The organism is Methanofollis sp. (assembly GCF_028702905.1).
GTDB lineage: Archaea > Halobacteriota > Methanomicrobia > Methanomicrobiales > Methanofollaceae > Methanofollis.
In genome coordinates this window covers 25,778-41,055 of record NZ_JAQVNX010000008.1, presented here as the reverse complement: position 1 = coordinate 41,055, position 15,278 = coordinate 25,778, and the positions used below count along the sequence as shown (strand labels likewise).

Annotated in this window: 8 protein-coding genes and 1 pseudogene; 4 read left to right on the top strand and 5 right to left on the bottom strand. The window is 61.3% G+C overall.

From position 1 onward, the window contains the following. The 5 genes and pseudogenes from PHP59_RS02165 to PHP59_RS02145 all read right to left on the bottom strand — a co-directional run. Positions 1 to 214: pseudogene (locus tag PHP59_RS02165) on the bottom strand (ABC transporter substrate-binding protein); the annotation flags it as partial. A 105-nt stretch (positions 215 to 319) separates the two neighbouring features. Further along, positions 320 to 1,765: a hypothetical protein gene (locus tag PHP59_RS02160; protein ID WP_300162900.1), complete on the bottom strand. Its 1,446-nt coding sequence runs from the start codon at positions 1,763 to 1,765 to the stop codon at positions 320 to 322. Then, the gene (locus PHP59_RS02155) at positions 1,762 to 2,706 is read right to left on the bottom strand and encodes a VWA domain-containing protein (protein ID WP_300162898.1); all 945 of its coding nucleotides are present in this window, start codon (positions 2,704 to 2,706) and stop codon (positions 1,762 to 1,764) included. The genes PHP59_RS02160 and PHP59_RS02155 overlap by 4 nt, the downstream gene beginning before the upstream one ends. Continuing rightward, entirely contained in the window at positions 2,707 to 3,567 is an 861-nt protein-coding gene (locus PHP59_RS02150; protein WP_300162895.1) for a DUF58 domain-containing protein, read from the bottom strand. Continuing rightward, positions 3,567 to 4,562, bottom strand: a complete 996-nt coding sequence (locus PHP59_RS02145; protein WP_300162892.1) for an AAA family ATPase — start codon at positions 4,560 to 4,562, stop codon at positions 3,567 to 3,569. The genes PHP59_RS02150 and PHP59_RS02145 overlap by 1 nt, the downstream gene beginning before the upstream one ends. 1,049 nt (positions 4,563 to 5,611) lie before the next feature. Here PHP59_RS02145 and PHP59_RS02140 point away from each other — a divergent pair. The 4 genes from PHP59_RS02140 (at position 5,612) to PHP59_RS02125 (ending at position 15,114) form a co-directional block, all read left to right on the top strand. Then, entirely contained in the window at positions 5,612 to 5,857 is a 246-nt protein-coding gene (locus PHP59_RS02140; RefSeq protein WP_300162889.1) for a hypothetical protein, read from the top strand. Positions 5,858 to 6,055: 198 nt separating this feature from the next. Beyond that, on the top strand, positions 6,056 to 6,406 hold the full coding sequence (locus PHP59_RS02135) for a hypothetical protein (protein WP_300162886.1): 351 nt from the start codon (positions 6,056 to 6,058) through the stop codon (positions 6,404 to 6,406). Positions 6,407 to 6,647: 241 nt separating this feature from the next. Next, on the top strand, positions 6,648 to 12,740 hold the full coding sequence (locus PHP59_RS02130) for a PQQ-binding-like beta-propeller repeat protein (RefSeq protein WP_300162883.1): 6,093 nt from the start codon (positions 6,648 to 6,650) through the stop codon (positions 12,738 to 12,740). Between the two features lie 187 nt (positions 12,741 to 12,927). Continuing rightward, positions 12,928 to 15,114: a DUF3344 domain-containing protein gene (locus tag PHP59_RS02125; protein WP_300162880.1), complete on the top strand. Its 2,187-nt coding sequence runs from the start codon at positions 12,928 to 12,930 to the stop codon at positions 15,112 to 15,114. Positions 15,115 to 15,278 lie beyond the last annotated feature (164 nt).

Sequence of the window (15,278 nt, the reverse complement as noted above, 5' to 3'; positions counted from 1 at the left end):
CCGGGATGTCGGCCTTCCCTGCGTCGGGGAGGTGGACGACCGCACAGGAGTTGTGCGAGGTGTAGGGGATCGCTTCATTGAAGAAGAGCTGGTGGCGGGTGACACCATAGATATCATATGTTTCTGAAAGTGCTGCCGCGACATTCCGTGCGAGACGCCCGGTGCCGCGGGACTCGAGGTTGTCGGTGTCATCCATTGCTACATAGACGGTCATAGAAATCTCCTGTACTCCATTTTCCCGATGGTGATAAAAGCCTGCGGAATTGGTCCTGAAAAAAAGGGGATATGCGGCGTGCGGGCCGGTTCCGCCGCGCACCGGTTAAATGGATCTGTTAAACTCATCGCGGCCACCGAGATGCCGCCCGATCCTGTCTGTGAGGGTGGCAAATTCTTCCTCAGACGTGGGCCGCCCTGCGAAGGCGACTCTGCTGCAGGTCTGCAGGGCGTCGCGCACCCACGGTGCCGCCGCATCCCCCCCTGCAAGGAGTTCCAGTGCCTCTTCGTCGGTGAGCTCGGTCCCCCTGCCGTGGGTCTGCGAGACCTGCACCCTGAGCGCCCGTGCCGCGCTGCGGTATGCGAGGGTCGTCTCCCCATTCCCGAACTCCTCCCGCGCCCGCGCAAGGATGGCGGCAGGCGAGGGGGGGGCAGTATCCTCCCTTTCTTTCTCCTCTCCCTGCCCTGACCGCTCTGACGGCCCGCCTGCCCGCAGGGCCGCCGCCAGCACGGCGACGAGCGCCGCCATCAGGGCGGCAAGGGGCAGCCAGTTCAGGTGCCTGTGCAGGGTCACACCGGTCACGGCCCCGCCGGCGACGGTGGCATTGACCCAGGCCGCCTCCCCGCCCCACGCAAGTGCGATGGTGCTCTGCTCACGGGTGGCATTGATGACTGTCCGCCCGCGGGAGAGTCCTTCCCCTGTAAGGGTTGCCGCATAGTCCTCGAATGTTGCATTCTCCTCGAGCACTGCAGGCACCCTGAGGGGTGCGCCGGTCTCAAGGGCGGCATAGGCGAGTGTCTCCCCCATCACTCCCCTGACCTCCGCTTCCTCTCCCCCGCGCCTGTAGGCGAGGGAGAAGGCGCCGGAGTCTGGATCTGCAGACCGCCCGGCCGGCGCAAATCCCTCTGCCCGGAGCATGCGGTCGAAGTCCCTGACCAGAGTGTCGCTCTGTGCTCGATCGAGGAGGTCGTTTTCTGCCTCCTTCTTCCGGTTGGTCTCGCCCAGAAGCGCTTCCTTGAGGGCGGCAGCGTCCTGCGCCGCCTGCCCAGCCTGGATTTCCCGGTCGGTCGTGCCACCCCTGCCAGATGGGGGCGACCTCCCTCCTGTCTGCCCGGCCGTTTCAGGGACCGAACTGACAGGCCCGCCGGTCTCTTTCTCCCCGGCCTGCTCCACTTCCTCGACAAAATGGACGGTGATCCCCCTGAGAGCCGCCGCCTTCCCGTCTGCGGAGGCGAAGGTGATCTCCAGGCTGCAGGTCGCCGGGACATCGAAGGTGCCGAGGGCCACCGGGACCTTGGTCGTGCCCGGCCCGAGGACGACGCCCCGCACCTGTGTCCGCCCTGACCCGCCCCCCTCTGGCCTGAGCGCGACGGTGAGGGTGCCCCTCGTCTCCGCGCCTGCGGTGTTCGCGGCTGCCACCTCGATCCCGGCCTGGGTACCGACCTGGAAGGTGTACTCGCTCTCTGCCGCGGTGAGGGAGACCTCCCCGGCGCTGCAGGCCTGGACGGCCGCGAGGAGGAGCAGAAGCAGGAGGAGAACCTTCCTGATCACGGGAGGATCCGCCCCCTCCCGTACCTGAGCCAGCACTCCGCGAGGAGGACGAGGGCCGCGCCGACAAAGAAGGCCCCGGCGATGTCCGTCTCCTCGGGCTCCCGCGCGATCGCACCCGGGAGGGAGGCATAGATCTCCTGCAGGGTGTCGCCGTCCACTGACCGGTAATAGGCACCGCCTGTCGCCGCCGCGATCCTCCGCAGGTTCTCCTCGTCGAGGTCCGCGTACTGCATCGTCCCGTCCTCTGCCGGCCCGAAGGCGGTGGGGGCGGCAGAACCGAGCCCGACGGTGAAGACCTGGACGTTGCGTTCCTGTGCGAAGGCCGCCGCCTCGGAGGGCGTGATGATGCCCGCGTTGTTCACGCCGTCGGAGAGGAGGACGACCACCTTCTTCCTGTTCGGCATGGCGTCGGCCATGTCCACCGCGAGGGCGAGGCCGTCGCCGAGGGCGGTCGGGCCGTCCTTCTGCCTGATGGCCGCGAGTTTCCCTTCCACCCGCGCGAGGTCGGGGGAGAGGTAGGCGGCGCTCATCGCCCCTGCCTCGAAGGTGACGACGCCGGCATAGTCCTCGTCCTCGAGACCGGCAAGGAGGGTGCCCCCTGCGGCCTTTGCGGCCTCAAGCCTGTTCGGGGCATAGTCCGCCGCGGCCATGCTCCCCGAGGTGTCCAGGGCGAGGACCACGCTCACCCCCTCGTGGACGCCGGCGAAGGGGACGTGCGGGCCGGCAAGGCCGGTGACGATGAGGCCGATCGCAAGGAGGGTGAGGAGGAAGAGGGCGAGAGGCCGTCGTGACGGCCGCGGGAGGGCCGCCTTCACGAGGGCGACGCGGGAGAAGGGGAGGGCCTCTGTCTTCCGTCTTTTCTGCGCCCGCAGGTAGAGGAGGTAGAGCAGAGGGAGGCCGATGAGGGCGAGGAGCCAGAGGGGGCGGGTGAAGCCCGGCATCTACCGCCTCCTGCCCGGTACGGCATCGATAAGGTCGTCCCCTGCCCTGAGGGGGAGGAGGGGTGTCCTGCAGGTGCCGGCGCCGGTGCCGAGGGCCCGCGCCTCCTCCTCCGCGGCCTCCCCGTACCTGGCCCTGAAGGCAGGGTCGGAGGTGTCGGCGATGACCTGCTCTCCTGTCTCCGGGTCTTCCAGGGAGATGAGGCCGACGTCGGGGAGCATCTCCTCCGCGGCGTCGACGACCCTGACGAGCACGGCCTCGTGGCGCCGCCGCAGGATGGCGAGGTCGTCGAAGAAGGGGTCTCCGAAGAAGTCTGAGACGACGGCGACGGTGGAGTGCCGGGGGACGGTGGCGGCGATGAACCTGAGGGGTGCGGCGAGGTCTGTCCTCCCCGAGAAGGGACGGCGGTCGAGGAGGGCGGAGAGGACGGCGGCGAGGTGCCTCTTCCCCCGCCGTGCCGGGATGAACGTCTCCACCCTGTCGGAGAAGAGGCAGAGGCCGAGACGGTCCCCGTTCTTCCCGGCCCCGAGGGCGAGTGCTGCGGCCGCCTCGATCACGGCCTTTTCCTTGCCTGCCGTGCCGCAAAATCCGGCCGAGGCCGAGACGTCGACGGTGATGTACAGGGTCGTCTCCCTGTCCTCGGCATACTCCCGCACATAGGGAGCGTTCCTGCGGGCGGTCACCTTCCAGTCGATGGTGCGGACGTCGTCGCCAGGGACATAGGCCCTGATGCCGGCGAACTCGACTCCCTGACCGGTGAGGGAGGAGCGGTGGCCCCCTGCCTGCATGCCGCCGACCGGGAGGAGGGCCTGGAGGGGCACGGGTCGCACTCCCCTGATCAGGGCGGCGACGTCGCACGCCATCACGGCACCTCGACGGCCTCGAGGACGGTGTCGACGACGGCGTCGGTGCCTGTCCCCGCGGCCTCGGCGGCATAGGTGAGGAGGATGCGGTGGCGGAGGGAGGCGTGGGCGACGGCCTTGATGTCATGGGGGACGATGTAGCCCCGGCCCGCGAGGAGGGCGCGGGCCTTTGCCCCGAGGACGAGGGCGATGGTCGCCCGCGGCGATGCCCCCCAGGCGACGGTCTCTGCAAGGTCGAGGCCGTACGCGGCTGGGTGGCGGGTGGCGTCCACGACCTTTGCGGCGTACTCCTGCACCGCGGGGTCGGCGCGGACCGCCCGCGCCGCCGCCCGCACCCTCAGGAGGTCCGGTGCAGAGAGGACGCATGCCGGGGTGACTGCCGTCCCCGAGGTGTACCTCTCCAGGATCTCGACCTCGTCGGCGACAGTCGGGTAGTCGATGAGGAGTTTGAAGAGGAAGCGGTCGGTCTGCGCCTCCGGGAGGGGGTAGGTGCCCTCAGACTCAAGGGGGTTCTGGGTGGCGAGGACGAAGAAGGGGTCGGGCAGAGGGAGGGTCTCCCCCTGGATCGTCACCTGCCTCTCCTGCATCGCCTCCAGGAGCGCGGACTGCACCTTCGGAGGCGCCCTGTTGATCTCGTCCGCCAGGATGATGTTGTGGAAGACCGGGCCCCTGACAAGGGAGAAGGTGCTCTCCTTCTGGTTGTACACCATCGTCCCTGTGATGTCTGAGGGGAGGAGGTCGGGGGTGAACTGGATGCGGGCGCAGGAGCAGTCGATGCAGGAAGCGAGGGACCGGACGATGAGGGTCTTTGCGAGGCCGGGCACCCCTTCGAGGAGGACGTTGCCTCCCGCCACGAGGGCTGTGAGGAGGCCGTCGATCGTCTCCTCCTGCCCGACGATCACCTTCTGCATCTCCTCCTTCACCGGGAGGAGCATCTGTCTGCACGCCTCCGCCTCTCCGGTGAGGTCATCTCTCTTTGCATCAGTTATCTCCACGGGATCACAGCCATATGACATCAGGTATGGCGAGTGGCTGTTATTACACTGTTGATTTTTCCATATCTGTTCAATATATCCATTTGACTTAACTATCTCTGCAGTCGGCCCTTTTTCAGAAATGGATGGGGCCTGGCCGGGAGGGTACGGCGGCCAGTACGCCCTGAGGGCCAAAGCGAAAGTTATAAGGTTTCAGGAGATATCAAATTCTTTTGTTTGATTAACACTTTCTGTTAATCAACAAATATAAACCTCGGAGCAAGCACGATCGGGAGCAGGCACTCCATGGCCCATAGGCCGGAAAGAGATCAGCGGCATTCCGGCCGCGGGCATACCTTCTGCACTGCATTGCCATATCCAGGTTCGGGTTCTCACCCTCCTTCCCCTGCTCCCCTGATCGGTGTCCACTTTTCTCTTGCCTTGCTATTGTATGGATTTTTTCCGCCTGCACCGCATTTCTCGTTGTTTCTATGGATGTAGGGGGAAGGGCCGCAACCTGGTCGCCCCTATCAACCTTGTTCTGTTGCACGTTCGGTCTCCGGAATTTCGTCCGCTTTCATCTTCAGGGGACGGTGGAACGCTCCGGTGTTCTTCCATCTATAGGTTTTCCCTTTTTCTCTGTCGGATACCGGATCATGCGGCTCTGCAGATCCTGATGTGAAGAGATGTCTCCGAATCAGCAGGTGTGGTCTTTCCCCCTTGATCGAGATGTGCTATGAAAAAGGGGCAGAGAGGATAGAGGGCAGCGTCGCGTTTGTGCAGAGGCTCGAAATGGCCGCGTTTTTTTCACAGGGGCCTGTGCCTGGCGTGTACCCGAACCGGCTTTCAAAGTTTGGGTTATATTTTTCTACGATAGAATTGATTTTAGGCCTGATACGCAGTTTTTGATCTTTGTATTTTGTCCTTATTCTGTAGTGTCGAGAATGTAATATGGGATAATTTTTATATCTTGTTCGTTTCATGGTATGTTTGTTGATTAATCCGCTCAGTTAATCAACTATTGTTGATTGGTGTGACCCGGTCGAAAAAATGAGCAAAGAGGTGAAACCATGAAAGAGAACGATGGTATCAGGAGCCTGGCCATGGTTGCCGTGGCCCTGATGATGCTTGCGATCACGGTCGCACCGGCGGCCGCGTTGACTACACTGCCGTACAGGCACTGCAACATATCAGTTGCAAACGATAATGGTACGAGATTTTATGACTTTTATTTGGACAACTATTACATGAAGTTCGACGGCGGCGGCCTCAACGCCCTCCACATCACAGATAGTATTTCTCTTCCGTACGGGTAGGTAACCAACTGGACGTTCGATAACGGCACGTTCTATGTCTCGGACACCGGTGGCAGGGGCTATGACGACGACATCATTCTGATGTTTGCCACGAACAGTTCAGACACCGACTTCACTCTCGCTATTAACTCAAGTGGTTACCAGTGGACGCCGACGGGCGATGGCTCTATACCGGTTGTAGACCCCGTAAACGACTACGTGGCAGGAGCGCTGGACGACACCTTCACAAATGCCAACTTCACGTATGGTTACCAGATAAACAAATCGTCGAGTGTTATGGAGTATCCCATCTTCTACGGCCAGGACATGAGCGGCACTAACAACACATTCCGGTTCATGTTCATCGACCTGAACGTCGGTGCGCTCGGCGTCAACAGTTCCTTTGAAGGTAATGGCATGGCGAAGGTCGATTACACCCTCAGCAACTTCGACGGCTTCTGTGCGTTCAATGCCTATGCTTGGTGCAACCAGTCCAACCAGGACCAGGGCATCTCCTGGACGAACAGGGTTCTGGATGCGGGCAGCAGCGGCTACACCGTGAGCCTCTGAGCGTGTAAATCCCTGAAAAATCTTATATTTCCTTTTTTTATCACCTTTCCCGCAACAGCAGGTGCCCGATCATCTCGTCTGTTAATGATATCTGTTATACTCCTGGGCAAATAATAATATTTTTATGGTGCTGCCGCCCGATAGTACTCCTGTTAACCATTCTGGGCAGTTAAATGGAATTCATTACCTTAAACGCGCATATTGTCCGTTCTTTTAGTCTGGAATGGGAGGAGTCACACGTATGAGAAAAGATTATTCTGAATCCGGCGGGAGGTACCTGCGGTGGATCGCCGCAACTTTCCTCCTGCTCTTTATGATCATCAGTATCGCCCCGGCGGCTGCCGATTCCGGTACTACGGTGATGCCTTCGAACAAGGACACACTGCTGAGTATCTCGAACAACGAAAACGCCCGGTTCAACGACTACGGCAACAACACCTATCACTTCTTCAACCCTGCCCAGAGTGCAACCCAGGGCCTGAACGCCTTTCATATTACGACCGATGCCTCGAACTCCAATGGTCAGGTCACGTTCAGCGGCGACCAGTCCGGCGTCTTTTACATCACCGACACCGGTGGCCGTGGCTGGGACGACGACGGCATCCTGATGCTGGCGATCAACGGCACGGTTCCCGACGACTTCAGAGTCCACATCAAGGCGAGCGGTTATCGGTGGACACCTGTACTCACGGGCACCTATCCTGCATTCGAGAATGTCACCTATGTGCCTGTCGCCCTGGACGAGACGTTCACCAAGAACGACTTCCTCTACGGTCCGCAGATCTGGAGGCCCTGTGCGGCGGCCGATTACCCGATCTTCGACGGACAGGACATGACCGATACGGGGAACATCTTCTCGATCATGTTCATCGACCTGAACGCAGGTATCCTCGGTGCGAACACCCTCTCTCGGTCTGACTTCTCGGGCCAGTCGATCACCGACAACGGCGCAATCAAGGTCGAGTATTCCTTCGAGAACCTGGAGACCTTCGCCGCGTTCGACGGCTACGCCTATACGGTCTCCTCGAACCAGGGGCAGGGCGTCCGCTGGACCAATCGCCTGAGTGCAACAGGCTCGTCCGGTTATGCCGTTATCGGCGTCCCGCCGGTGCTGACCTCGATCAATGTCACTCCCGCGACCGCTGACGTCGGGATCGGCACCTCGATGCAGTTCACCGCCACCGCCCTCGACCAGAACAACCGGCCGATGACCGGTCTCACCTTTGCGTGGTCGAGTAGCGACGAAACGGTCGGCATGGTAAATGAGACCGGGTACTTCACCGCCCTCGCAGCCGGCACGACCACAATCACGGCGGCAAACGACACTTTCGAGGGCACGGCCACGGTGACCGTCACCGCCGCGTCCCCCGGCCCGCAGCCCCTTCCCGACTACAACTACATCTTCTTCACCGTCGCCAACGACGCCGGCGTGAAATACAACGCCTTCGGCAACAACACCTACAATGTCAGGTTCGAAGGCTACGACCGCGGCCTCAACGCCCTGCACATCTCCACCGACCCGGCAGTCAACTTCGGTCAGGTGACGGTCTCCGAGAACCAGAGCAGCACCTTCTATGCGACCGACTCCGGCGGCAAGGGCTACGAGGACGAGATCATCCTGATGGTCGCCGTGAACGGGACGATCCCTGACACCTTCAGGCTGCATGTGAAGGCTGACGGTTACACATGGACCCCGAACCCGGTGAGCAACCAGGCCCCGCCCCTTGACACCGTGACCTACCAGCCCTCCGCCCTCGACGAGACCTTCACGAAGGAAGACTTCAGGTACGGCCCGCAGATCTGGAAGCCGACCGGCAACGGTTTCGACTACCCGATCTATTGCGGCCAAGACATGAGCGACGCTGCAAACACCTTCCAAGTGATGTTCATCGACCTGAACGCCGGCGTGCTTCGACCGAACGCTGCCCTCGAGAACCGGGGTGCAGTGCGGATCAACTACTCCTTCGAGAACCTGGACACCTTTGTGGCCTTCAACGTCTACGGCTACTGCCAGAACTCGAACAACGGCGACAACATGGTCGCCTGGAGCAACGCCCTCCTGGCGCCCAAGGTGACGAGCGGCTACTCGGTCATCGGCGCAGGGTCCGGCCCCACTCCCTCACGGATCGAGGTCGCCCCGGTCACGGCCGCTCTGAGCGTCGGCGACGACCAGCAGTTTGTCGCCACCGCCTATAACGCCGACGACAACCCGATGGCCGGCATCACCGTTGTCTGGTCGAGTTCGAATGAGACCGTGGGCGCGGTGAACGCCACCGGGTACTTCACCGCCCTTGCCGCCGGCACGACGAATGTCACCGCCTCGTACGGTGCGGTCTCGGGCAGCGCTGCGGTGACCGTCACCGAGCAGTCGGGCGGCCTTGCCGACTCGGCGTGGCCGATGGTCGGCCACGACCTGAGGCATACCGGGCAGAGCCCCTATACCGGACCGAGCGACCCGATGCAGAAATGGTCGTACACTACGGGTGGTTTCCTCACGATCCAGCCGGTGATCGACCAGAACGGAACGATTTATGTCGGCTCCCGGGACAAAAAACTCCACGCCGTCAACCCTGACGGCACGCTGAAATGGTCGTATCTCGCACTCAACCAGATCTACACAGCGTCAGCGATCGGCAGCGACGGCACCGTCTACTTCGGCTGCCGTGACGCGAAGATCTATGCCGTGAACCCTGACGGCACGCTGAAGTGGACGTTTACGACCGGCGGCGTCGTCTCCTCCGCCCCGACGATCGGTTCCGACGGCACGATCTATGCCGGCTCCGCCGGCACGAAGATCCACGCCATCAACCCGGACGGCACGGAGAAATGGTCTTACACAACCGGCGGGGCGGTCTCCTCGGCCCCAGCGATCGGTTCGGACGGTACGATCTACGCCGGTTCGGCCGACATGAAGATCTACGCCCTGAACCCCGACGGCACCCAGAAGTGGTCGTACACCACCGCTGGTGTGGTCAACACGGCCCCTGCGATCGGTGCTGACGGCACGATCTACGCCGGTTCGGCCGACGGCAGCCTCTATGCCCTGAATCCCGACGGCACCCAGAAGTGGTCGTACGCCACCGGTGGCGCCGTTGCGTCCCCTGCGATCGGCAGCGACGGCACGATCTATGTGGGTTCGGCCAGCAAGACCGTCAACGCCGTGAACCCCGACGGCACCCAGAAGTGGTCCTATACAACCACCGGCACCATCACGGAGGCACCGGCCGTCGATGCCGAAGGTACCGTCTATATCCCGTCCACCGACAAGAACGACCGGAACCTCTATGTGATCGGCTCCGACGGCACACTGAAGTGGACGTTCCTCGACCCCGTGAGCCCGCGGTTCTTCTACGCACCCTCCATCGGTGCGGACGGCACCATCTACGTCGGGTCGAGCGACAGTAAACTCTATGCGATCACCGAGAACACCGCGCCCAAGCTCACCACAATCTCTCTTGTACCGAAGAACCCCACCGTCCTCAAGGGGAACGGACTCTCCCTCAATGCAACGGCCATCGACCAGTACGGGAACCAGATGGAGAGGTCCGTCTTCGCCTGGACGAGCAGCAACGAGACGGTCGGCACGGTGAACGCCACCGGCTACTTCGCCGCCTTTACCGCCGGTAAAACGGTGGTCACCGCCTCAAAAAGCACCGTGAAAGGCACCACCACCATCACCGTCCACCCCGACGGTCCGGTCACCCTGTACGTCGATGCCTCCGGCGGAGGAGATTTCACCACCATCCAGGCGGCCGTCGACGCGGCGTTCGATGGCGACCGCATCATCGTCAGGGACGGCACCTATGTTGAAAATGTCGTCCTCGACCGAGCGGTGTATCTGGGATCGATGAACGGGTCGTCATCGACGATCATCCGGCCGGCGGACCCGAACGACAACATCGTCACGATACAATCTGACAATGTCACCGTCGAGGGATTCTCCCTCACCGGGACGGACCTTACTTATTCTGTCGGTAAGTGGTACGTGCGAAATGCCGTCTATTCCTATGAATGCGATAACCTTACCATTGCAGGAAATGATGTTTTCGACGACTATCTGGGCATTAGCATCAGGATGGCGCACAACTCCACCATCACCGGAAATACCATTCATGATGTGTTCTACAGAGGGATCTGGTTGGATGGTCAGGCGTCCCTATGGGACAATAGCGTCAGGGGATCAAGCGGGAACACGATCTCCAACAATGTTCTCTACAACATCACCGGTGCAACAGATCTCTTTGGTCCGATATGCGTCAGGTATGCCACGGATAACACTATCACAGGGAACGAGATCCATGACAGCGGCGACTATGGATTGTCCATACTTTCCTCGGAATCGAATATCGTCTCAGGAAACCAGTTCCGAAATATCAGTGTCGGAGGCATTGAGGCGTATTTCGCCACCGACAACCTCTTCGTCTCCAACACGTTCACGGGCGGGCAATATGCAATGTTCATCAGGAGAGGCGGTTCAAACACCGCATACCTCAACACATTCAACACACCATCTGCACATGGATGGATAGTCAATCAACCTGCTGCATCTTGGCAGTGGAACTCCACCGAACCGGTGACCTATATGGTTCACGGTGAGGCGCAGTCCTCGTACCTCGGAAACTTCTGGGGCTCCTCCTTTACCTGTAACGACTCGAATACCAACGGTATCGGCGACGAACCTTTTGTCATCACGACGTCGTCGTCGACACAGATCGACAATTACCCCCTGTGCGGTTCCTGGAAGGACGGCGTCATTCTCGCTCCGGCCTCGATCGTCCTTACGCCGCAGACGTCTTCGCTTACCCCCGGCGACGTCCTGACGTTCAGCGCCGCCGCCTATGACGACAACGGCGCTGAGATCTCGCCCCTCGCCTTCGGGTGGACGTCGTCCGACGCCACCGTCGGCACGGTGAACGCGACCGGGTACTTCACCGCCCACAAGATCGGCACGACCACGGTCAGCGCCGCGGCGAATGGTGCGGTCGGCACGGCCACGGTGACGGTGACGCCGCCGCACGGCGACCAGACGACGGACTCATCGCTTGATGTTCCGGGCTGCAACATGACGACGAATGGCGATGGGAAGCAGGAGGTCAGGGTCAACACCTCAGCCGCCAACGCCACCGTCTCCGGGAACACCATCCGGCTCGACGAGGACACCTTCAGCCTCATCATCAAGACCGAGGGCGCTCCCACCGTCGTGAACGGCACCGTGAACGGCACAATTGCCGGCATCACCCTCAACACCGCGCCGGTCACCACGGTCCTTGACGGCGTCGGCACGGTCACCGCCTCCGTCTCGGCGAACCTGACCGGCATCCCCTCTGGCGCCGCCCTGCAGACCACCGTCTCTGCGAATGTCTCGGCCGACGCACAGAGCGCCTTCCAGCTCGCCGCCTCCAGTGACGGGTTGAAGGTGAACGCCGTCGCTTACACGATGAACATTGTCAAGACGAACCTGACGAACGGTCAGGACGTCTCCTATGCCACGATCCGCATGACCGCTAGTCCGGCGTGGGTCGACGCCCACGGCGGCGTGGGTGCGGTGCGGATCATCCGCTCGGCGGAGGACGGGACGAAGGAAGTCCTGAAGACGGTCCTCGTCGGCACCGATGCCGACGGGAACATGGTCTTCGAGGCCTTCTCGCCGAAAGGCCTCTCGATCTTCGGTCTGGCCGCAGTCTCGACTGCACCGAGCGGCGGGGAGACAGTCTCCTCCCACTCGTCATCCGGTGGCGGGAATTCTGAAGTTGCCGCGATCTCCGGTTCCATCCCTGCCGGGGAAACACAGACCTTTGTGGTGAGAGAAACAGCGATCACCCGGATCACGGTCAGTGCCTGGGACGCGATCGACGACATGCTGGTGACGGTGCAGAAGGCCTCCCTGCCGACGGGCATGGACGCTCCCTCGCAGACACCCTTCGAGGTCATCAAGACCACTCTCTACCGGGCCGACCCGGCCGCGATCGACACGGTGACCCTTGAGTTTGCGGTACCGACGGCCTGGATCAAGGAGCATGGCCTCTCCGCCGACAGCATCGTCCTCCTCAGTTACGAGAAGGGTGCCTGGAAGCCGCTCAAGACCTCCTTCCTGAAGGAGGAGAACGGCCAGGCCCTGTACTCCGCCGAGGCCTCGGGCTTCTCGTACTTCGCGATCGCCGCTGGGAAGACCGCCTCTGCCGGTCAGCAGGTCGGAGAGACGGTCACGCCGACCGTGACCGAAACTGCTGAGACGACTGCCCCGGCAACCATGCCGACGACGCAGAAGTCGCCGGTCCCGTGGTTCCTCTCTCTTGTCGCCATAGGGGTACTCTTCCTCCTGAAGAGGGACTGAATCCTCTCTTTTTTTCTGGCCAGGTAAGGTTAACGAGATCTGATGAACATTTTTCAGATCATAAGAATAATCTGTGCACAATCCAGAATATGGATGTATAACCTTCGTTTCTGCTTGATACCATGACCTAAAGGAGATTATCATGAATCAGGGAATAAAATCACGACATGTGTTTCTGGCTCTGGCCATGCTTCTGGCTGCCGTCTGCATCGCCCCCGCGGTTGCCGACGACGTCGGCGGGATCACGATGCCCGGCACCAGCAATTTTGACCTCATCCTCTCAGATGGGATGACCAAGTTCTTCAAGTTCGAAGGCGGCGGGCTCAACGCCCTCCATGTCACAACCGATCCCGAGTCCGAGCCCTATGGGCAGGTAACGACAACTGAAGAACAGTCAGGTGTCTTCTATCTCTCAGAAACAGGCGGTCGCGGTTTCTTTGACGACATGATCCTCATGGTCGCCGTCAATGGCGTCATTCCTGACGATTTCGCCCTCCATATCAGGGCGAGTGGATACAGGTGGACCCCGACGCCGGTGTTGAACATGCCACCCACAGCGGATCAGATCGAGTACGTCGATGGGGCCTATGAGGGAACGATCACGAAGGACAACTTCAAGTACAGCCCACAGACCTGGAAGCCTGCCGGGAACAATCTGCCCGGGGCATATCCCATCTACTATGGTCAGGACGTCTCCGATGGTTCGAACCCATTCCATACCGTCTATATCGACCTCAATGTCGGTAATATTGGCAAAAATTCCCAGATCGATGGCCTGAAGGATCTGGGTGCCGTGAAGATCGAGTACGAATTCGAGAACCTCGAAACCTTTGCGGCTTTCAATTCTTATGGCTGGTGCAACCAGTCCAACCAGGGCCGGGGTATATCCTGGACAAACCGGATCGTCGGTGAGGGTTCGAGCGGCTACGCGGTCATCGGGACGGCGCCGCAGGGGGGCGACGTGGCACAGGGCAGCGGTGGTGATTCGTCGGGTACAGGTACCTCTTCCGGTTTATCGGGTTCGGAGTTTGCCACGCAGGAAAGCGGAGAGATAAAGGGTCATGTGGCCCTTGTGACGACCAACGGTGCCCCCGTCATCCTCTACGGGGGAGAGAGCGCAACACTGTCCCTCATTCCTCCGGCAGATACCGGGACCGTGAAAAAGGCGACCCTCTACCTCTTCGTGGATGGGTCGAAACAGAATGACAGAGGGATCGAACCTGCCCTGACCGTCACAATCAATGGACGGTCGGTCTCTCCCGACCGCACAGCCACCGACCGCGAGGGCGGGAAGGATGCCCCGGTCACCGCTACCTATGCCTTCGACATGGACCGCCTGCCTGAAGGCGGCGTCTCCGTCGAAGTCAGGAACACCGGTACGCCGGGTGCTGTCTGCACTCTTGATGGTGGTGCCCTCCTTGTCGTGCGCGAGGACCAGGCCCTCCCCGAGGTCCTCTGGCAGGTCGTGGAAGGCTGCGACGCCGTCGCCATCGACGGCGATGCAGGGGTCTATGAAGAGGACGCCGTGACGAAGATGGTCTTCGACGAGCGTCTCGACCTCGACCACGTCGGTGCGGCGAGGCTGTACGTCGTCGGCACCGCCCCGCAGGCATGGATCGACGGAGTCGCCAGGGTCGGCCTCAACGATCAGGAGTGGCCCGGTGCATTCGGCCGGAACGTTTCTGTGCTGCGGGCCGACCTCGACGCCGCCCGCTCCCTCCTCCCCCGCGAGAACATCGTCGCTGTCCGTGCGCAGAAGAATGCCGGGGACGGCGGTGTCCTGGTGAACCGTCTTGCCGTCCTGGTTGCCACCCGCGGCACGCCTGTCAGCGCCGACGCCGGTGCGGAGTCGGGGTCGGTACCTATGATGACGAAGGCTTTCCTCATCGACAACCCGGTGGTCTCCCGTGTCTCGGTGACCCTCCCCGAACAGCGTTCTCCCTTCCTGGTGACGGTGGAGGACGCGGAGACGGCCGGCGGTGCGCCGCCTGAGGGAGAGGTCTACCGCTACCTGAAGCTCAGGCTCGAAGGCGCGAACGCCGAACCCGCATCTCTTGCCCTCACCTTCCGTGTCCCCTCCGCATGGATCGCCGACCATGGCCTGAAGGCGGAGGACGTCGCGCTGATGCGCCGGGTCAGCGGAGAATGGCAGGCCTTCCCGACTGTTGTCGAGGAGGAGAGGGACGGGGCTGTCGAGTTTACGGCACAGGTCGACAGGATCTCTCTCTTTGTGATCGGGGGGAAGGCCGGAAACAGTGCCGTTGTCTCCGAAACGACGGCTGTGCCTGCGACCACCGCACCGCAGCAGTCGCCGGTCGGTCTGGTCGTGCCCCTCCTTGCAGGCCTGATCGCCCTCTTCATCAGGAGAGGATAATTATTGTGGGAGGGGGTGAATGATCGCTCCTCCCTGTTTTCATAATCTCACCATTTTTATCTTTACTTTCTAAAATCTCGACAAAATTGCGGATTTTACGGCCTTGTTAATTTAGTTAAATTAACTAATTGTGGCAGGGTAATGTTTTTCATATCAAAAAAGGA

What these genes read in the sequence shown, in the direction of transcription:
- PHP59_RS02155 (WP_300162898.1), bottom strand. Translation starts at nt 2,706, where the DNA reads ATGCCGGGCTTCACCCGCCCCCTCTGGCTCCTCGCCCTCATCGGCCTC.
- PHP59_RS02140 (WP_300162889.1), top strand. Translation starts at nt 5,612, where the DNA reads ATGAAAGAGAACGATGGTATCAGGAGCCTGGCCATGGTTGCCGTGGCC.
- PHP59_RS02150 (WP_300162895.1), bottom strand. Translation starts at nt 3,567, where the DNA reads ATGGCGTGCGACGTCGCCGCCCTGATCAGGGGAGTGCGACCCGTGCCC.
- PHP59_RS02125 (WP_300162880.1), top strand. Translation starts at nt 12,928, where the DNA reads ATGCTTCTGGCTGCCGTCTGCATCGCCCCCGCGGTTGCCGACGACGTC.
- PHP59_RS02130 (WP_300162883.1), top strand. Translation starts at nt 6,648, where the DNA reads ATGAGAAAAGATTATTCTGAATCCGGCGGGAGGTACCTGCGGTGGATC.